The sequence below is a fragment of the Nannocystis pusilla genome, assembly GCF_020073745.1.
GTDB classification, from domain to species: Bacteria; Myxococcota_A; Polyangia; order Nannocystales; family Nannocystaceae; genus Nannocystis; species Nannocystis radixulma.
This window is the reverse complement of record NZ_JAIRAU010000028.1, coordinates 444490-463099: the sequence shown is the minus strand read 5'-3', so window position 1 is coordinate 463099 and position 18610 is coordinate 444490. Positions and strand designations below refer to the sequence as shown.

General features: G+C 72.5%; 14 protein-coding genes. 9 read left to right on the top strand and 5 right to left on the bottom strand.

All coding sequences use genetic code 11. The features are described 5' to 3' along the window. Positions 1-24 precede the first annotated feature (24 nt). The gene (locus tag K7C98_RS23405; protein WP_224193959.1) at positions 25-1464 is read right to left on the bottom strand and encodes a carotenoid oxygenase family protein; all 1440 of its coding nucleotides are present in this window, start codon (positions 1462-1464) and stop codon (positions 25-27) included. Positions 1465-1587: 123 nt separating this feature from the next. On the opposite strand from K7C98_RS23405, the gene K7C98_RS23400 reads away from it, so the two are divergent. Then, positions 1588-2673 carry a hypothetical protein gene (locus K7C98_RS23400; RefSeq protein ID WP_224193958.1) on the top strand — a complete coding sequence of 362 codons (1086 nt, stop codon included), beginning with the start codon at positions 1588-1590 and terminating at the stop codon, positions 2671-2673. Between the two features lie 44 nt (positions 2674-2717). Here K7C98_RS23400 and radA read toward each other — a convergent pair whose 3' ends face one another. Next, the gene (gene radA / locus K7C98_RS23395; protein ID WP_224193957.1) at positions 2718-4106 is read right to left on the bottom strand and encodes a DNA repair protein RadA; all 1389 of its coding nucleotides are present in this window, start codon (positions 4104-4106) and stop codon (positions 2718-2720) included. Between the two features lie 241 nt (positions 4107-4347). Continuing rightward, a complete protein-coding gene (locus K7C98_RS23390; protein WP_224193956.1) occupies positions 4348-6450 on the bottom strand; it encodes a TIGR04551 family protein in 2103 nt (700 codons plus the stop codon). Between the two features lie 348 nt (positions 6451-6798). On the opposite strand from K7C98_RS23390, the gene nagZ reads away from it, so the two are divergent. After that, positions 6799-7932, top strand: coding sequence for a beta-N-acetylhexosaminidase (nagZ, locus tag K7C98_RS23385; protein ID WP_224193955.1), 1134 nt, complete (start codon positions 6799-6801; stop codon positions 7930-7932). Between the two features lie 290 nt (positions 7933-8222). Here the strand turns inward: nagZ and moeB are convergent, their stop codons facing one another. Then, positions 8223-9395 (bottom strand): molybdopterin-synthase adenylyltransferase MoeB, encoded by a 1173-nt coding sequence (gene moeB / locus K7C98_RS23380; protein ID WP_224193954.1) that lies wholly within the window; start codon positions 9393-9395, stop codon positions 8223-8225. A 195-nt stretch (positions 9396-9590) separates the two neighbouring features. On the opposite strand from moeB, the gene K7C98_RS23375 reads away from it, so the two are divergent. Genes K7C98_RS23375 through K7C98_RS23355 form a run of 5 tightly spaced genes read left to right on the top strand, consistent with a single transcriptional unit; the run spans position 9591 to position 14720 of the window. Next, the gene (locus K7C98_RS23375; RefSeq protein ID WP_224193953.1) at positions 9591-10172 is read left to right on the top strand and encodes a hypothetical protein; all 582 of its coding nucleotides are present in this window, start codon (positions 9591-9593) and stop codon (positions 10170-10172) included. Beyond that, positions 10138-10554 carry a hypothetical protein gene (locus K7C98_RS23370; RefSeq protein WP_224193952.1) on the top strand — a complete coding sequence of 139 codons (417 nt, stop codon included), beginning with the start codon at positions 10138-10140 and terminating at the stop codon, positions 10552-10554. The genes K7C98_RS23375 and K7C98_RS23370 overlap by 35 nt, the downstream gene beginning before the upstream one ends. Continuing rightward, positions 10551-11585, top strand: coding sequence for an AAA family ATPase (locus K7C98_RS23365; RefSeq protein ID WP_263429719.1), 1035 nt, complete (start codon positions 10551-10553; stop codon positions 11583-11585). Before K7C98_RS23370 ends, K7C98_RS23365 begins: the two co-directional genes overlap by 4 nt. Positions 11586-11595: 10 nt before the next feature. Beyond that, the gene (locus K7C98_RS23360) at positions 11596-12609 is read left to right on the top strand and encodes a DUF58 domain-containing protein (protein WP_224193950.1); all 1014 of its coding nucleotides are present in this window, start codon (positions 11596-11598) and stop codon (positions 12607-12609) included. Next, a complete protein-coding gene (locus K7C98_RS23355) occupies positions 12606-14720 on the top strand; it encodes a BatA domain-containing protein (protein WP_224193949.1) in 2115 nt (704 codons plus the stop codon). Before K7C98_RS23360 ends, K7C98_RS23355 begins: the two co-directional genes overlap by 4 nt. Positions 14721-14846: 126 nt before the next feature. Here the strand turns inward: K7C98_RS23355 and K7C98_RS23350 are convergent, their stop codons facing one another. Beyond that, positions 14847-15245: an SRPBCC family protein gene (locus K7C98_RS23350; RefSeq protein WP_224193948.1), complete on the bottom strand. Its 399-nt coding sequence runs from the start codon at positions 15243-15245 to the stop codon at positions 14847-14849. 504 nt (positions 15246-15749) lie between these two features. Between K7C98_RS23350 and K7C98_RS23345 the strand changes: the two genes are divergently transcribed. Further along, on the top strand, positions 15750-16001 hold the full coding sequence (locus K7C98_RS23345; RefSeq protein WP_224193947.1) for a Rho-binding antiterminator: 252 nt from the start codon (positions 15750-15752) through the stop codon (positions 15999-16001). A gap of 236 nt (positions 16002-16237) precedes the next feature. Further along, entirely contained in the window at positions 16238-18604 is a 2367-nt protein-coding gene (locus tag K7C98_RS23340; RefSeq protein ID WP_224193946.1) for a GH92 family glycosyl hydrolase, read from the top strand. Positions 18605-18610 lie beyond the last annotated feature (6 nt).

The window sequence follows — 18610 nt, the reverse complement described above, 5'->3', positions numbered from 1 at the left end:
ATCCTGACGGGCATGTCCTTCCGCTCAGGTTCCGGCGGCGACGAAGGTGCCGTGGAAGCCGAGCGGGGTGGCGTGGGGCAGGCGCAGGCGGGCGACGGTGGCCAGGTCGCGGGCGTCGAGGACGAGCAGGTGGCAGGCGCGCTCGGCGTCGACGTAGTGGAGCGAGAGCAGCCAGCCGTCGTCCTCGTCGGGGCGGCCGGGGCGGGGGACGAACACGGGCTCGCCGGTGAGGTCGGGGCCGAAGTCGCGGAAGGTGGTGGCGGCGCGGTCGCAGTCGACCTTGAGGAGGCCGGTGGAGAACGGGGCCTTGCGGCCGGGAGCGGAGCCGATCGACCAGACGTAGCGGTGGTGCAGGCTGGTGCGGTCGGGGCGGATGGTGCCGAGCTCGCCGGTGTGGTCGGTGAGGGGGTCCTCGCGGACGCTGCCGCCGGGGTCGATGCGGTAGCGGGTGAGGTACGGCTTGACGTGCTCCTCGGGCCGGTCGGGGCGCGGGTTCAGGTCGGGGAAGCGCTCCATGCGGAAGCCGTCGAGGACGATGGTGCCGCCGTCGTCCTCGTAGCCGTTGGGGAAGTGGAAGATGAAGCAGGCGCTGGTCTCGGTGCGGCGGTGGCCGGTGCCGTGGCGGTCGACGACGAGGATCTGGGTCGGGCCCGGGACCGGCCGCATCGTCTGGACCGGCGGCGACAGGCCGAGCAGCATCCTGGGCAGGTCGAAGGCGGTGGGCGTGAGGAAGAAGACGCGGTGGCGGGCGGTCAGCACGAAGTCGTGGATGAAGTAGCCGCCCGGCAGGTCGATGAACTCGGGGGGGGCGGCCCGACCGCCGGCGTCGACGCGGTAGAGGCACAGGCGCGAGCGGGTGCCGGTGGCGGCCAGGCCGAAGTTGAACAGCTCGCCGGTGGTCGGGCAGACCCGCGGGTGGGCGCTGAACGGCAGCTCGGGCGCGACGAGGCGCTCGACCAGGCTGCCGGGGTTGCGCAGGCTGCCGCCGAGGTCGTCGCGCGCGAGGGTGTCGAGGTTGTCGGCGTCGAGGTGGTGCGGCCAGCCGGCCTCCCACAGCGCCAGCAGCTTGCCGCCGTGGTGGACGACGCTGGTGTTGGCGACGTTCTTGAAGCGGGTGCGCAGGAGGTTCTTCAGCAGGCCCCCGGGGATGTTGGTGCCGAAGTTGCGGAACAAGATCCGCCGGGCCGACTCCTCGGCCAGGAACTCGCGGGTGCGGACGTAGCGGTTGCGGTAGGTCACCCCACGACCGTCGAAGGCGAACCGGTTGATGTGACCGTCGCCGTCGAACAGATGGCCGTAGCGGTGGCCGTACAGCTCGAGGCGGCCGGGACCGTTGCGAAAGAGGACGCCGCGCAGGGCCTCCGGCAAGACGCCCTCGACCAACGGGAGACGGACGTCGTACTCCTGCGTCACGGCCTCGTTGGAGCGCTCGTAGATCTCGTAGAGCTCGGGTGCGGCGGTCATGCCTGGCGATGTAGACGAGGCCGGCGCAAATTGCGAGGAGGGGCAGGGGTCAAAACGCGCTCAGGCGTCGCGGGGGCCGCCGTGGCGGCGAACTGCGGGTTTTTGTGTTAGGGTGGGTGTTCGATGACGCGGAGCTCGTTCACGGCGGTCCTCCTGGGCGGGGCGCTCGCAGGCGCCTGTTCGAAGCCGAACCCGCTGTTCCTCGATACCTGGGACGTCGTCACCGACAGCGGCTCGAACAGCGAGACCTCGCTGACGGCGAGCTCGCTCGAGCCGACCACGGTCGACCCGACGCTGACGGCGACCAGCGAACCGCCGACGACGACGACGACGAGCACGGTCACCGGCTCGTCCGAGGTCACCACCTCCGACCCCACGCCCGGCACCACCGAGACCACCGGCGATTCGTTCATCTGCGACAACGTCGACATGAACGGCTGCTGCGAGGTCGTGGTCGACGTCGAGGCCGACACGTTCTTCAGCAACGCGGAGGACGGGGTCGGGGTGGGCTGTCCGGTGACGGACCCGCCGCCGGGCTACGAGATGCTGGCGTGCGAGCACATCAGCTTCGGCCGGGTGAAGGCGGCGCCGGTGTTCAAGGACGTCGGCAACATCGTCGCGGCGGTCAAGAACGTGAACATGATGGTGCTGCGCTTCCCGACCAAGGACGGCCAGCTCGTGTCCGACGCGGGGCCGGTCCCGAGCGAACAGATCAAGGCGATCCACCTCGCGGTCACGGGCGAGGTCGAGTGGGACAAGTACAGCGACCTGGAATTCGCGGTGCACGGGCTCGGCGCCGACTTGAACTGGGACGAGGGCGACAACCTGGAGAACGCGGCGGCCTGCCTCGACGGCAAGGCCTCGTTCGCCTGCCGCGAGTGCGGGCCGCAGCTCATGACGTGCTCCGGCGCGTGGGCCAACGGGCCGCAGCCGATCCCGCAGAACGCGGCGCCCATCGGCACGGTCGAGATGCTCCCCGACCCGGACCCGATGAAGCCGACGGCGGTGCTCCCGCTCGACCTGAGCGGCTTCGGCCCCGCGACAGGGTGGATCCCGAAGATCGTCAGCGGCCTCGCGCTGGTCCCGAGCTCCTCGACCTACGTGGAGCCGGCGCCCGCGGATCTGGTGCTGTTTCCGGGCGCCCTGCTCCACGCGCGCGAGTCGGAAGAGGCCGCCCCGCAGCTGCGGCTCAAGGTGTGCAAGCCGTGAGCGGCCGCCCCGCGATCCGGCGCGCGTGAGGCGAGCGCCGCGGCTCAGCCGAACGCCAGCTCGAGCGCCTCGCCGACGGTGCGCGCCAGCCGGACCTCGACGTCGAGCTGCTCTTTCAGCTTCCTGGCTGAAAGGGCATGTTGTTTGGGACCTGTCGGAAGGAGCACCCGCTTCATGCCCAGGCGGGCGGCCTCGGACAGGCGGGCGTCGGAGCGCGGGGCGGGGCGCAGCTCGCCGGTGAGGCCGACCTCGCCGAACACGCACAGGCCCGGCGGGAGCGGCTGGCGGCGGTGCGAGGAGGCGACCGCGAGCAGCACGGCGAGGTCGCTGGCGGGCTCGCCGAGGCGCATGCCGCCGACGGCGTTGACGAACACGTCCTGGTCGAGCGCGAACACGCCGGCGTGGCGGTCGAGCACGGCGAGGAGCATGGCCAGGCGGACGGGGTCGACGCCGACGCAGGTGCGGCGCGGGTTGCCGAACGCCGCGGCCAGCAGCGCCTGGACCTCGAGCAGCAGCGGCCGCGAGCCCTCGAGGCTGGCGGTCACGCACGAGCCGATCGCGGGGCTGTCGCGGTCGGTGATGAAGGCCTCGGAGGGGTTTGTGATCTCGCGCAGGCCGTCGCCCCGCATCTCGAACACGCCGAGCTCCTGGGTGCTGCCGTAACGGTTCTTGGTGGCGCGCAGCATGCGGATCGCCCGCTCCTCGTCGCCCTCGAACGAGAGCACGGCGTCGACCAGGTGCTCGAGCAGGCGCGGGCCGGCGAGCTGGCCGTCCTTGGTGACGTGGCCGACGACGACGACCGGGACGCCGTGGGTCTTGGCGAAGCCGACCAGCGCCGAGGTGACGGCGCGGATCTGGCTGATGTTGCCGGGCAGGCCGTCCTGGGCGCCGCTGTGGACCGTCTGGACCGAGTCGACGATCAGCGCGGCGAGGGTCCGGGCGCGCTCCTGGGCGGCGCTCAAGACCTCCTCGATGCGCGTCTCGGCCATGAGCAAGAGCCCCGGGTGGCTGGCGCCGAGGCGGCCGCAGCGGGCCGCGACCTGGGCCACCGACTCCTCGCCGCTGGCGTACAGCACGACGCCGTTGCGCCGCGCCAGGCCGACCGAGGCCTGCAGCAGCAGCGTCGACTTGCCGATCCCCGGCGGGCCGCCCAAGAGGACCACGCTGCCGGGCACGAGCCCGCCGCCGAGCACCCGGTCGACCTCGCCGAGGCCGCACGGGCGGCGCGGCTGGCGGTCGACGATCGTCTGCGCCTCGGTCGACGCGACCACCTTGCCCGGCCCGGCCGGCCGCTCGCCCGGGGGCGGGGCCGAGATCTCCTCCTCGATCGAGTTCCACGCCTCGCACGTCGGGCACTTGCCGAACCAACCGGTGGTGACCGCGCCGCACGCCTGACACACCCACCGCTGCTGGGGCTTCTTGACCTTGCTCATGGGACCTGTACGAACGGGCAGGGTGAAACGGACATGACGCGAGGGGCAGGTGAGGCGCGACGGGCGACGCCGGACGCGCCGCGCCAGGCGCGAGCCCGAGGTCTACGCCGCGCGGGCAGGCGCGGCAAGGGCGACCGGGACCTCGGGCGTGCGACGGGGAGGCGCGCGCGGCGAGTCGGACGCCTGTCGGCGGGTGACGTGCTGCTGCGGACGGCCGCGCCCTGGACGGCGCGGCCGGGGCTCAGAAGCGGATGCCGAGCTGGGCCTGGACGGTCTGGGCGGCCTTGGGGTCGCCGTTGTTGGGCAGGCCGGCGAGGGTGCCGTCGGGGCTGTACTCGACGCCGCGGTTGAAGGCGCCGAACGGGAACATCACGCCGTACTGGAGCTGGAAGAAGATCGGCTCCTGGCGGTCGTGGTAGCGGAACGCGGCGTCGATCTCGAGGCCGTAGTTGGCCTTGTTGCCCCACGTGTTGATCCGCTGCGGGGCGACGGCGTACTCGATGTCGAGGCGGCCGGAGAAGTTGTTGTCGAAGAAGTAGAACGCCAGCCAGGGCTTGAAGTAGGCCGCGTTGGAGGCGGTGCCGAGCAGCTCGCGGAACAGCAGCAGGTCGGAGAAGTAGGCCGGGTTGAAGCGGAACTTCGACCACTGGCGGTCGTCGAGGTTCGAGTTCCACGGGGTGTTGTAGCGGAACCGCGGGTCGTTGTCGCCGGAGGCGAAGCCGTGGTCGAGGCCGAGGTGGAACTTGTCCTTGAACAGGCCGTACTTGAACTCGAGCGCGTAGCCGAACTGGGTCAGCCAGCGGCGGCCCATGTCCTGGTCGTTGATGCCGTAGATGTCCTCGCGGTCGTTGCCGCGGGTCGCGTCCCAGGCGGTCTGGTCGTTGATCTCCTGGAAGCGGCCGAGCACGGCGGCGCCTTCGAGCTCGACGCGCAGGGTCTTCCAGTTGACGCGCAGCCAGATGTCGGGCGTGAACACCAGGGCGCGCCGGCGGATCAGGCGGTTGGCGTAGTCCTGCAGCTGGTCGTAGTAGCTGATGATGGTCTCGCCGCCGTCGTTGTAGCCGAGGCCGGTGGTGTTGGTGACGCGGTCGATCGCCTGGTAGCGGGCCCACACGATCGCGCCGTAGTTGATGACCGGGCGGCCGAGCGACAGCTTGCGCTGCAGCATGGCCGGGTCGTCGCGCCGCAGGATCGAGATGCGCCACTGATAGACGTTGTCGAACTTCTCGACGCTGAAGGGCTGCCCGGTGGTGTGGTCCTGCTGGTACGGGCCGTAGTAGGGCCCGAAGATCTGCGAGGTGGTCGGGCCGCTGGACGCCCAGTCCCACGAGAACTCGAGCGTGTGGGTGCTGCGGCGGTCCTTGCCGAAGTCGAAGCCGAGGCGCAGCGAGTCGACCGAGTCGCCGTAGTCCATGTCGACCATGCGGACGATGTCGGCCGCCTCGCCGCGGTAGTAGCCGTTGCCGTCGTTGGCGACGATGCCCATGCCCCAGTGGTGCGGCATGCGGCCGAACTTGATGTCGAGGCCCCAGCCGAAGCGGATGTGGCCGTAGGCGCGCTTGACGACGATGCTGTCGCGGGCGCTGTTGCGCCCGTCGGACGGCGGCAGCTGGGTGCGCATGAACAGGTCGATCGGCGCGTTGGGGTTGTCGCCGAGCAGCGAGTCCGGCGTGCTGCCGAGGACGAGGTTGTCGAGCGCGTCGAGCTGGGCGTGGACCTTGACCGTGTCGGTGATGTGCAGCGTCGGCTCGAGGCGCAGGCGCATGTTGGCGCTGGCGAAGCCGTTGCGCCGGCCGCAGCGGCGGCTGGCCTTGCTGGCGTTGATGCCGGTCGCGGTCAGCGTGCCGACGCAGTTGACGTCGCTGGCGCCCGAGCCCTCGTCGAGGCCGCCGACGGTCTCGGCCGCGACCGAGGGCGGGACGAAGTACGGGTTCTGCAGCTGCGAGTTGTCGCCGTAGTTGGTGCCGATCGTCGACTGGTTGCTCTTGCCGCTGCCGAGGTCGAGGCGGTGGAAGTAGTCGCCGCGCATGCGCATGTAGCCGTGCAGCTCGAACAGCTGCAGCTGCCGCAGGCCGCGCGGCTGCGCCGGCACCGGCTCGATGGGCTGCAGCGCCTTCTTGTCCTTCGGCGCCGCCTCGGCCGGGCCTTCCTTCTTCTTGTCGCCCTGGCCGCCCTGGCCCGGCATGCCGCCGCCGCCCATCGGGCCCATGCCGCCCATGCCCATGCCGCCGCCCATGGGCGCCTGCGCGTGGGCAGTGGAAGAGGTCGCAAACAGGTTGACGAGGCCGAAGGCCGGGATCAGCCAGAAGAGGCGGTGTGGCCGCTGGGGCGGAGAGGTCGGCATCGGCGAGGCGCCGGACGCTAACAACCACCGGGTGGTGCGTCAACCAGGCCGCCGAGGCAGGTCGCACGAAAACTCGGGAACAAGTCCGTCGCCGCTGGAGTTCGGTCCGATCGTCGCGCGGGCCCTTCGGGACCGGCGGCCGATTCACGCCTCGCGGCCGTTCGGGCCTGAATGGCCCGCACGGCCGTTCGGGCCGGAGTTGCCCCGCACGGGCCTTCAGTCCTGAAATTGTCCCCACGGGCCTTCGGCCCTGAAATTGTCCCCACGGGCCTTCGGCCCTGAAATTGTCCCCACGGGCCTTCGGCCCTGAAATTGCGGCGCGCGCCCCGTCCTCGTACCCTCGCGGCGATGGCGACGTGGTGGCAGCCCGGTCAGCTCTTGTTCGTCGGCTTCGAGGGGACGACGCTTCCTCTGGATCTCGCCCGCCTGCTCGGTCAAGGCCGGATCGGCGGTGTGATCCTCTTCGCTCGCAACATCGAAGGTCCGGCGCAGCTGCGTGGACTGGTGCGTGCGCTCCACGAGGCGGCGCCTCCGGACGTTCCGCTGCTGCTGGCGATCGATCAGGAGGGAGGGCGCGTTCAGCGCCTCAAGGCGCCCTGGACGCTGTGGCCGCCGATGCGGGCGCTCGGGCGGCGCGACGAGCCGGCGACCACGGCGGCGGTGGCCGAGGCCCTGGCGCGTGAGCTGTCCGACCTCGGGATCGGCCTCGACTTCGCGCCCTCGGTCGACGTCGACACCAACCCGGCCAACCCGGTGATCGGCGATCGCAGCTTCGCGGCCGAGCCGCAGCGGGTGGCCCGGCACGCGACGGCCTTCATCGCGGCGATGCAGGCCGCCGGCGTCGCCGCCTGCGCCAAGCACTTCCCCGGCCACGGCGACACGCGCTCCGACAGCCACTTCGAGCTGCCGCGCCTGCCGCACGACCTCGACCGCCTCCGCGAGGTCGAGCTGGTGCCGTTCGCGGCGGCGGCGCGGGCCGGGGTCGCCAGCATCATGTCGGCGCACGTGCTGTTCGAGGCGCTCGACCGCAAGCGCCCCGCCACCCTGTCGCCGCCGGTGATGCACCTCCTCCGCGGCGAGCTCGAGTACGACGGGGTGGTCTTCACCGACGACCTCGAGATGAAGGCCGTCGCCGATCACTTCACGCCGGAACAGCGGGTGCGCGGGAGCCTCGAGGCCGGCCTCGACGCGCTGCTCGTGTGCAGCAAGGCCGACCTCCGCGACGAGTGCCTGCGCCTGCTCGAGCGCCTGCCCGACGCCCTGGTCGAGGCCCCGCTGCGCCGCGTCGTCGCCCTCAAGCAGCAGTACGCGCCCCGCCACCGCGACCGCGTGCTCGGCCCGCGGCCGCCGAAACAACCGCCGGGCCTGGTCGCCGACCTGTTCGCCGCGCCCGAGGCCCTGCGCGCGCCGGAGCCGGAGCAGGTCGGTCCGCCGTACCCGGAGCACGAGGAGCTGGCGCGGCGGATCAAGGAGGAGCGCTAGGCGCGGCAGGTGCCGCGGGCGCTCGCGCGCGAGTCAGATGTCTCTCGGGACATTTTTGTCGAGGGCGCGCGGAAGACATGTTCTTTGAGACATATCATTCGTCTCCTGCGCGGCCACGAAGGACATGTCCCTCGGGACATCCTGAGCGTCGCTCACCCTCGGTCGGCCGAAGGTGGATGTCATGAACAACATGTTCGATCGAGCATGTCCGTCGGGGCGCTCCGGTCCGCGAAATTGACGGCGGCGGCGACCGCTCGGATCGCCGCCGCGCGCCTCTCCCCGAGGAATACTCAGCCGGCGATCGAGCAGAACGCCTCGTAGTCGATCAGCTCGATCTCCTCGGGCTTCTTCGAGCAGACGCGGCACTCCGGGTCCTTGCGCAGCTTGAGCGTGCGCCACTTGGTGCCGAGGGCGTCGAACACCAGCAGGCGGCCCGACAGGGTCGAGCCGACGCCGAGGATGACCTTGAGCGCCTCGTTGGCCTGCAGCGTGCCGACGATGCCGGGCAGCACGCCGAGCACGCCGGCCTCCTGGCACGACGGGGCCATGCCGGGCGGGGGCGGGTCGGGGTAGAGGCAGCGGTAGCACGGCCCCTCGTGCGGCAGGAAGGTGGTCATCTGGCCCTCGAAGCGGAAGATCGAGGCGTGGATCACCGGCTTGCCGAGCTTGAGCGCGGCGTCGTTGAGGAGGTAGCGGGTGGGGAAGTTGTCGGCGCCGTCGACGATGACGTCGTAGCCGCCGATGATGTCGAGCACGTTCTCCGAGGTCAGGCGGGTCTGGTGGGCGATGACCTTGACGTCGGGGTTGAGCGCCTGCAGCGTCTTGCGGGCGCTCTCGACCTTGGCCATCCCGAGGCGCTCCATGTTGTGGAGGATCTGGCGCTGCAGGTTGCTCTCGTCGACGAGGTCGTCGTCGACCATGCCGATCGTGCCGACGCCGGCGGCCGCGAGGTAGAGGCTGGACGGCGAGCCGAGCCCGCCGGCGCCGAGGCACAACACCCTGGCGTCGAGCAGCTTGCCCTGGCCGAGCTCGCCCACCTCGGGCAGCATGATGTGTCGGCTGTAGCGCTTGATCTGCTCGGCCGAGAGGTTGCGCGGGCGCTCGAACGCGTAGCCGGCCTGCTTCCACGCGCGGAAGCCCCCGGCCATCGACGAGACGCGCGCGTAGCCGAGCTCGTGCAGCGAGCGGGCCGCCAGCGCCGAGCGCGTGCCGCCGGCGCAATAGAGGATGACCTCGCGGTTGCGCTCGGGCACCAGGTCCTCGATCTTCAGCTCGAGGAAGCCGCGCGGGATCCACTCGGCCTTGCCGATGAAGCCCTGCTCGTACTCGTCGCGCTCGCGGATGTCGACGAGCACCGGCGGCGGCTCGCCGCCCGCCCCGTGCACCCGGGCCCGGGTGTCCTCGACCGACACCTCGCGGACCTGGCGCTTCACCTGGCTCAAGATCTCGTTGAAGCTCGCCATCGCCAATCTCCGTCGCGGGGCGGGAAGTTCACGGTCGCCCCGTCCGTGGGTTGTAGCCGAAGATCGCCGCCAGCCGACAGGCGGCGAGCTGTCTTTTGTGCCATGTCCGCCGGTGCAGGTGCGATGCCAGTGCGCTGACTCACCGCGTCCGCGTGCAAAGCCGACGTCGCGGCGAGCGACCTGGAAGGGTCGACGATGGCCTCGCTCCCACACTCGGTCCTGCTCGAGCTGCTGCGCCGCGCGCCGCCTGTCGTCGCAACGCTGTTGCGTGAGGGTTGTGCGGCGCCGTTGCCGCGATTTGCCGCGGCGCAGGTCATCGAGGGCGAGTTCGTCGAGGTCGAGCCGGCCGAGGTCCACGCCGACCTGGTGCTGACGCTGAACGACGGCGCGGGCGTGCCGGCGCTGGCGATCGTGGTCGAGGTGCAGCTGCGCCGCGACCCGGCCAAGCGCTGGGTGTGGCCGGTGTACCTCGCGTCGTTGAGGAGGAGGCTGCAGTGCCCGGTGCGCCTGCTGGTGCTGACGACGCAGCCGGCGATCGCCCGCTGGTGCCGCCGGCCGATCGACATGGGCGACGGTCGCTGGGTGCTCGTGCCCGACGTCCTCGGACCCGACCAGATCCCCGTGATCACCCGCGTCCCCCGCGGCGCGGCGCGAGCCGGAGCTCGCGGTGCTGTCGGTCCTCGCCCACGGCCAAGGGCCACACGCGGTCGCCGTGGGCCGCGCCGCGCTCGCCAGCGTGCGCATGCTCGACAACGCGCGTCGCCCGCTCTACACTGACTTCGTCTGGACGTTTCTCGGCGCCGCCGCGCGTGCCGCCCTCGAGGAAGCCATGTGGGAGAACTTCAGCGACGAAGAGCTGCTCAAGACCGACTTCGCCCACCGGATCCGCCTGATGTACTTCGGGCAGCTCATGGCGCCGCTCCACCGCGCGAAGGGCGAGGGCCGGCGTGAGGGCAAGGCCGAGGCGCTTCACGAGGCGCTGTTCGCCGTCCTCCGCACGCGACGGATCCGCCTGACGAAGGAGCAGCGGCGCACGATCGCGGAGAATCAGAACCGGCCCCAGCTGTTGCGGTGGATCGAGCGCGCGGCCACCGTGAGCAGCGCGGGCGAGTTGTTCGCAGCGAAGCGGGTGTCGAGGCGTCGGGTCGCGCCGCGTTGACGCGCTATACTCCGCGCCCCGTGCCCGCCGCCGCCTCATCGACCGCCGTTCCTGACGACCGCGAAGCGTTGCAGACGCTCGCCCGCAGCCGGGAGCGCCTGGTCGAGCAGCTGCACCGGCGGATCGTCGGCCAGCAGGGGGTGATCGATCACCTGCTCGTGTGCCTGTTCGCCGGCGGTCACGGCCTGTTCGTCGGCGTGCCCGGGCTGGCCAAGACCCTGCTCGTCAGCAGCCTGGCGCAGGCGCTCGAGCTGCAGTTCTCGCGCGTGCAGTTCACCCCGGATCTGATGCCGGCCGACATCACCGGATCGGACGTGCTCGAGGAAGATCCGGTCAGCGGTCGGCGCAACTTCCGGTTCGTGCCCGGGCCGGTGTTCTGCAACCTGCTGCTGGCCGACGAGATCAACCGCACCCCGCCGAAGACCCAGGCGGCGCTGCTGCAGGCGATGCAGGAGGCGCGGGTCAGCGCCGGCGGGCGCACGCACCCGTTGCCGCTGCCGTTCCACGTGTTCGCCACGCAGAACCCGATCGAGCAGGAGGGCACGTATCCGCTGCCCGAGGCGCAGCTCGACCGCTTCATGTTGCAGATCGTGGTCGGCTATCCGAGCGAGGAGGACGAGCGGCAGATCGTCGCGCTCGGGGCCGAGCAGGCGCCCGAGCTGCGGCCGCTGTTGACCCCGGCCGAGCTCACCGCGCATCAGGCGTTGGTGCGCCGGATCCCCGTGCCGGCCTCGGTCGTCGCTCACGCGGTCGCCCTGCTGCGCGCGACCCGGCCGAGCGAGGCCAGCTGCCCCAGGGGGCTGCGCGAGCTGATCCAGTGGGGGGCCGGTCCGCGCGCGGGCCAGCAGCTGGTGGCCGCCGCGCAGGCGCGGGCCGCCCTCGACGGTCGCCCCGCGGTCACCTCGGACGACGTGCGGGCTCTGGCGGCGCCGGTGCTGGCGCACCGGTTGGTCCGCAGCTTCGTCGCCGAGAGCCGCGGCGTTGGCGCGGACGAGCTCGTCGCCCAGGTGCTCGCGGCCGTGCGGGCCTGACCATTTCACCATGTCCTCAGGACCAGATCCGGATACCGCCCTCGCCGCCGCGCTGCCGGCGGAGCTGCGCGAGCTGCTGCGCGGGCGGGTGCTGCGGGTCGGGCAGGCGGTGTGGGGCGGGCGCCCCGGCCGGCACCTGGCCGCCCGGGCCGGCGCCGGCGACGTGTTCCGCGGCCACCGGCCCTACGTCCCCGGGGACGACCTGCGCCGGCTCGACTGGCGCGCCGCGGCCCGCGACGACCGCTACGTGCTGCGCCAGCACGACGCCGAGGACGTGCTGTCCGCGGTCTTCTTGATGGATGGCTCCGGGGGCATGTCCTACGGGACAGGCATCGAGCGCAAGGCGACCTACGCGGGCGCGCTGGTGGCCGGGCTGGCCAGCCTGGCGGCCCGGCAGGGCGACCGGCTCGGGCTCGCCAGCGGCGGCGGCGGCGGCGTCGACCTGCAGCAGCTGCGGCCGCAGGGCGGGTCGCGGCGGCTGCTCGCGCTGGCCGAGGCGCTGGGGAAGGCCCCCGCCGGGATCTGCCCGTGGCCGCGCCTGGTCGCCGCGGTCGGGCCGCAGCTACCGCGGCGCAGCCTGGTCGTGCTGGTGTCCGACTTCCTCGATCCCTGCGCAGATGAACATGCCTCTCGAGACATGTCCGAAGGCGCAGCCTTGCCCGCGGCCGAGGCCGGGCTGCTCGACGAGCTGGCGGCGCTCGCCGGGCGCGGGCACGCGGTCGTGCTGCTGCAGGTGCTGCACCGCGACGAGCTCGAGTTCCCGTGGTCCGGGCGCGAGCTGCTGCGGCTCGAGGACGTCCGCGGCGTCCGCCCCGAGGTCGAGGGCCTCGGCGCCAGCCTGCGCGCGGCCTACCTCCAGCGCCTGCGCGCCTACCTCGGCGCGTTCGCCGACGGCTGCCTCGGGCGCGGGCTCGTGTGTCATCGCGTCGTCACCGACACGCCGGTGACGGCCGCCTTCCTCGGGCTGCTGCGCGCGCTGCAGGGCGAGGCGGCGGCGGAGGGCGGCGTGGAGGTGCGGCCGTGAGTCTGCTGGCGCCGCTGCTCCTGCTCGGCCTGCTCGGCCTGGCGGCCCCGCTGGTCGCTCACCTGCGCGGGCGCGAGGAGCCGCGGCGGATCGCCTTCGCCGCGCTGCGCTTCGTCAAGCCGGGCGACGAGGTCGTCACCATGCGCCGCCACCTGCGCGACCGCCTGCTCCTGGCCCTGCGGCTGGCCGCGCTGGCCCTGCTGGCGCTGGCGCTGGCGCGGCCGGTCAGCTCCGGGCGGGCGCGCGTGGCGGTGCTCGGCGAGCCGCACGACGCCATCTTGCTGGTGGATGGCTCGATGAGCATGTCCTTGAAGACAGGTGGCGTGCGTGCCCTCGACGGGGCCGCCGACGCCGCCGCCGCGGTGGTCGACGCCTTGCCGCCCGGCAGCCGCGTGGGGCTCGTGACCAGCGATCCGTCCGGCCCGCGGCTCGAGCTGTCGGCCGACCTCGGGCGCGTGCGCGAGGCGATCGGCGAGTGGATCTCCGGCGGCGCTCCCCGGTCCGGGGCGTGGCCGCTCGACAGCGGCCTGCCGGTCGCGGCCGCCCTGCTGCGCGGCGACGGCGGGCGGCGGCGGGCCGTCTACGCCATCGGCGATCCGACCGCGCGCGGCCTCGGCAGCCTGCCGGAGACCGCGGGACCCGAGACGCCGATCCTGCCGGTGCCCGCGCTCGGCAGCCTCGACGCGCTGCCGGATGTCCCCGAGCACATGTCCCTCGATACAGTCGGCTGGGAGCCCGCGCGCGACCTCGATCCGCGGGCCGTGCGGGTCTGGGGCGTGGTGCGGCGGCACGCGCCGGGGCCGGTCGAGGCCGACAACCTGCGCCGCGTCGCCGTCGCCATGCAGCTCGGCGGCGAGGAGGTCGCGCGCGCCGACGTCATGGTCCCGCGCGGCGGCGAGGCGCGGGTCGAGTTCACGCACACGCTGATCGGCGACGGGCCGAGCCCGGCCGCGCTGGCGCTGGTCGAGCTCGACGACGACCCGCTGCCCGGCGACGAGGTGCGTCACTTCTGGCTCGCCGGCGAGGACGAGCTCGACATCGTGCTCGTCAACGGCGACCCGAGCGAGATGCGGGCCCACGACGAGGTGTTCTTCCTCGCCACAGCGCTGGCCGCCGCGCCGGGCCGACGCCTGCGCGTCCACGGCCTCGCGCCCGACCAGCTCGAGGCCCGCCTGCGCGAGCCCCGGCCGCTCGCCGGCGTCGACGTGGTGGTCCTCGCCAACGTCCGCGCGCCCGCGCCCGACGCCGCCGCCGCGTTGACGCGCCGGGTCGAGGAGGGCCTCGGCCTGTTCGTCACCGTCGGCGAGCGCGTCGAGGCCGGCGCCTACAACGAGCGCCTCGGCGAGCTGCTGCCGCTGCGCCTGCGCGAGGCCCTGATCGTCGGCACCGCGCCGGGCCGCACCGAGAACCGCACGGAGGGGCTCGCCCCGGCCAACCTGGCCCACCCGGCCCTGCGCGGCCTCGGCGACGACCTCGGCCTGCTCGGCGCCCGCACGCGCCGGCTGTTCCTGCTCGAGCCCGACGCCGCGCGCGCGGTCGACGTCGCCCTCAGCTTCACCAGCGGCGCGCCGGCGCTGATCACCCGCGCCCACGGCCGCGGCCGCGTGGCCCTGCTCACCACCTCGGTCGACCGCGACTGGTCCGACCTGCCCCTTCGGCCAGGCTTCGTCCCGCTCGTCGAGCGCCTGGTCGCCTACCTCGACGCCAGCCAGCAAGGAGCCGCGGGCGCGGTGTTGCGGGTCGGGGAGCCGCGGATCCTGCCCGGCGACCGCCCGGCGACCGTCGTCACCCCCGGGGGCGAGCGCCTGGCCGCGGTGCCCGACGGCCAGGGCCAGGCTGTCTTCAAGGACACGTGGACCCCCGGCCACTACACGGTCGAGCGCGGCGACGACGAGCCGCCGCTCCGCTTCGCCGTGCAGGTCGACCCGGCCGAGAGCGACACTACGTCGCACGCGGTCGCCGGCCCGCGCATCGAGGGCGGCGAGGTCCTGGCCGCCGCCCGCTACCCGCGCTGGCGCCCGCTCGTGCTGCTCGTGGCGCTGCTCCTGCTCGCCGAGTCGATCCTGCGCTGGCGCCTCACCTCCCGCCGCGCCCAGCCCCGCCGCGCGTGAGCGCGAACGGGCATGTTTTAAAAGGCATGTGTTCAGGGACATGTTCGTATGGGCATGTCCTGAAGAACCCTGAAGCAGACGCAGGCCCGCGCACGGCCGGCCGTCTCCATGCAGCCCGGGGCCGGCTCAGCGTGAGGCGGCGAGGGTGCGGCGGATGGCGGCCGCGCCGGTGTCGATCATCCCCGCGAACATCGGTGCCGCGGGGTCGGGCGCGACGTCGGTGATCCACACGATCCGGCTGCCGCCGAGGTCGCCCGGGAACACCTGGAACGAGGCGTGGTGGCGCACCGCAGGGTCGTCGACCACCGCGTAAGCGAGGCGCCGCCGGGCGTCGTCGCGGCCGATCAGCCGCTCGCGTACGACGACCCCGCCGGCGAAGGTGACGGTGCGGTGGTCGCCGTCGAGGGTGGTGTCGACGACGAAGCCGCGCGCCAGCCGCTGGTGGATCGCGCCGACGTCGCACAGCGCCGCCCAGGTCGCGTCGACGTCGGCGTCGACCAGGATCTCTCTAAAAATTGTCGCCATGGTTCTGTTCTCCGCGGCCCGAGGGTGGCACCGTGGCGGGCCGACAACTTGGACGATCTTGCGATCGCCGCGCGCTCGCTCACGGCTCGCACGAGGGTTGATATGTCTACGAGGACATGGCCTCATAGACATGTTCACCGGGCGCTCACCCTCGCCGCCAGGTCGGCCCGGTCGCAGCGAGCGACCCTGCAGGCGCGGTGCGACTGGGGCCGGGCGTTCGCGGTCGAGGCCGACGTCGAGCTGGCGCCGTAGCGCCGTCGCCGGGATGTGCTCGCCGCTATGTCTCAAAGGGCATGTCTGAAGAGTCATATTTGTAGCGATCCGGCGATCGTGCCTCACGCGAGGGCCGACGAGCGCGGTCGGGCTCGCTGCCGCGGCGCCCTGTGCGTCGCGACGACGGACCCTCCCGGAGCGCGCGACGCCTCGTGGCTCGCATGCACCGCAGCGGCTCAGCTTGCCTGGGCCGCGTGCGGCGCTCAGGCTTGGAGCACCGCGGAGTACGCCATGGAACAGACAGAACCGACCGGACGATGCGACTTCCTCGACGTCCTCGAGGAATCGGCCCACTTCAAGCGACCCGTGCAGGTCGAGCTGCGCAACGGCGAGCGCTTCGAGGCGCAGGTGCTCGACGTCGTCACCGAGGCGGGCGAGGACTACGTGCTGTTCCCCGACCGCGAGCGCTTGCCGGTGACCCAGATCGCCCGCTGCCGGTCGACCTTCAATCACGATCCGCACAACTACGACGCCAAGCTCTGACGAAGTTGAGTCGCGCGAATTCGCGCTCCGTGCCGCGGCGTTCCCCGGGCAGCGGATCGGGGCCCTCGGCGTTGTCGAAGCTCGTCCTCGCGAGTGCGAGCACGCGGTGTTCGAGCCGCACCCGCACATACCGACCCGCGGTCGCCGGGGAGCGCGGCCCGCATGGTCGGCGACGGGCGCCGCATAACTCATCTGCACTGCCGCGTCCGGCTCCACCCGTCGCGCTATCGTGGGCCATGCTCCCGCGTCTGCGCCTGCTCCCGGCCGCGTTCCTGCTAGCAGCCTGCACCGACCCGCCGCCCGCCGACGCGACCGACAGCGACAGCGGCAGCGCCGGCACGACGACCGGCGGCACCACCGCGCCGACCACGGGCAGCGACGGCAGCGACGGCACGAGCATGTCCCCGACGACAGGCTCGGAAGAACCTGAACTTCCAGGCGTGTTCGCACCGGCGCCGCTGATCCAGCACGTCGATCCGTTCATCGGTACCGGCGGGTCCGGCTACGGCGTCGGCAGCAGCTACCCGGGCCCGCAGGTCCCCTTCGGGCTGGCCCGGCCGGGGCCCGACACCACCCTGACCGGCGGGTTCGCGCTCGCGTTCTCCCACTGCGCCGGGTACCACTACGACGACACCGAGATCCAGGGCTTCTCGCAGGTGCGCATGCACGGCACCGGCATCGTCGACTACGGGAACGTGCGCGTCATGCCGACCCTCGGCATGAGCCCCGACAAGACGGAGGTCGGCGGCTACCGCGTGGCCTACGACAAGGACAGCGAGCAGGCCAGCCCCGGCTACTACGCCGTCACTCTGGCCGACGGGATCGCGGCCGAGCTGACGGCCACCGCGCGGGTCGGGCTGCAGCGCTTCACCTTCCCCGAAGGACAGGACCCAGTGGTCATCCTCGACCTCGCGCACGGCCTGCCCGACGTCGAGGTCGTCGGCGGGCAGGTCGAGGTCGACGCCGAGGCCGGGGAGATCCGCGGCCACCACCAGGTCTCCGGCGGCTACTCCGGTCGCTTCGGCGGCGTCAGGGTCTACTACGCGCTGCGGGCCTCGCGGCCGTTCGCGGCGTTCGGCAGCTGGGACGACGGCACCCCGGTCGACGGCGCGGCTGCGCAGGAGGGCCCCGCGGTCGGGGCGTATGTGCGGTTCGATCCGGGCGAGCCCGTCGTCATCGGCGTCGGCCTCTCCTTCGTCGACGCCGAGCACGCCGCCATGAACCTCGACGCCGAGGCGCCCGACCTCGACTTCGAGGCCGCGCGGACGGCCGCCGAGGCCGCGTGGGAGCAGGAGCTGGCGCGCGTGGAGGTGCGCGGCGAGAGCCCGCGCGACTTCAAGCTGCTCTACACGGCGATCTACCACGCGCTGCTGATGCCGACGCTCGCCAGCGACGTCGACGGCAGCTACCGCGGGCTCGACGACGCGGTGCACACCACCGACCGGCCGTACTACACCGACTTCTCGCTGTGGGACACCTTCCGCACGCTGCACCCGCTGTTGACGCTGCTGTACCCCGAGTACCAGGCCGACATGCTGCGCTCGCTGACGAGGATGGCCGAGGACGGCGGCTGGATGCCGCGCTGGCCGCTCGGCACCGGCTACACCAACGGCATGGACGGCGAGAGCGCGACGATCGTGTTCGCCGACAGCATCCTCAAGGGCTTCGACCCCGACGACGTCGGTTTGGCCTCGGCGTACGCGGCGATGCGCAAGACGGCGACGGAGCCGGTGCCGCCGGGCTCGCCGTACGGCGGGCGCATGGCGGTCGACAAGTACATCGAGCTCGGCTACGTCCCGGTCGAGGCCGGCGGCAGCTCGTCGTCGTGGACGCTCGAGTCGGCCTACAACGACTTCGCGCTGGCGAAGCTCGCCGAGGTCCTGGGCGAGCAGGCCGACGCCGACATGTTCGCCGAGCGGGCCGGCTCCTGGAGGAACGTGTGGGACCCCGAGCAGCAGTTTTTGGTCGCGCGCTCCGAGACCGGCGCGTTCGTCCCGGTCGACGACCCGCTGACCTGGCAGGACTTCTACGCCGAGGGCAACGCGCTGCAGTACGCGTGGTACGCCCCGCACGACCTCGACGGCCTGACCGAGGCGATGGGCGGGCGGGAGGCCACGCTCGCGCGGCTGCAGCAGTTCTTCGCCGACTCCGAGCAGGAGGTCATCAGCCTGATGCCGCAGCAGTACTACTGGCAGGGCAACGAGCCGGACATCCACGCGCCGTTCATGTTCAGCGCCCTGGGTGACCACGCCGGCAGCGCCCGCTGGTCGCGGTGGGTCCTGCGCAACCGCTACGGCGATCACCCCGGCGGTCTGCCCGGCAACGACGACGGCGGCACGATGAGCGGGTGGCTGGCGTTCGCGGCGTGGGGCTTGTTCCCGATCGCCGGCACCGAGGACTACTTGCTCGGCAGCCCGATCTTCAGCGAGGCGATCCTGCACCTCGCCGGCGGCGACCTGCGGATCGTCGCGCCCGTCACCGGCGACGACGCCGTCGGGGGCACGGCCGCAGCGAGCTGGGAGGGCGAGCCGCTGGCGCAGCCGCGCCTGAAGCACGGCGACATCGCGCAGGGCGGCACGCTGCGGATCGACCTCTCACCCTGACATCGC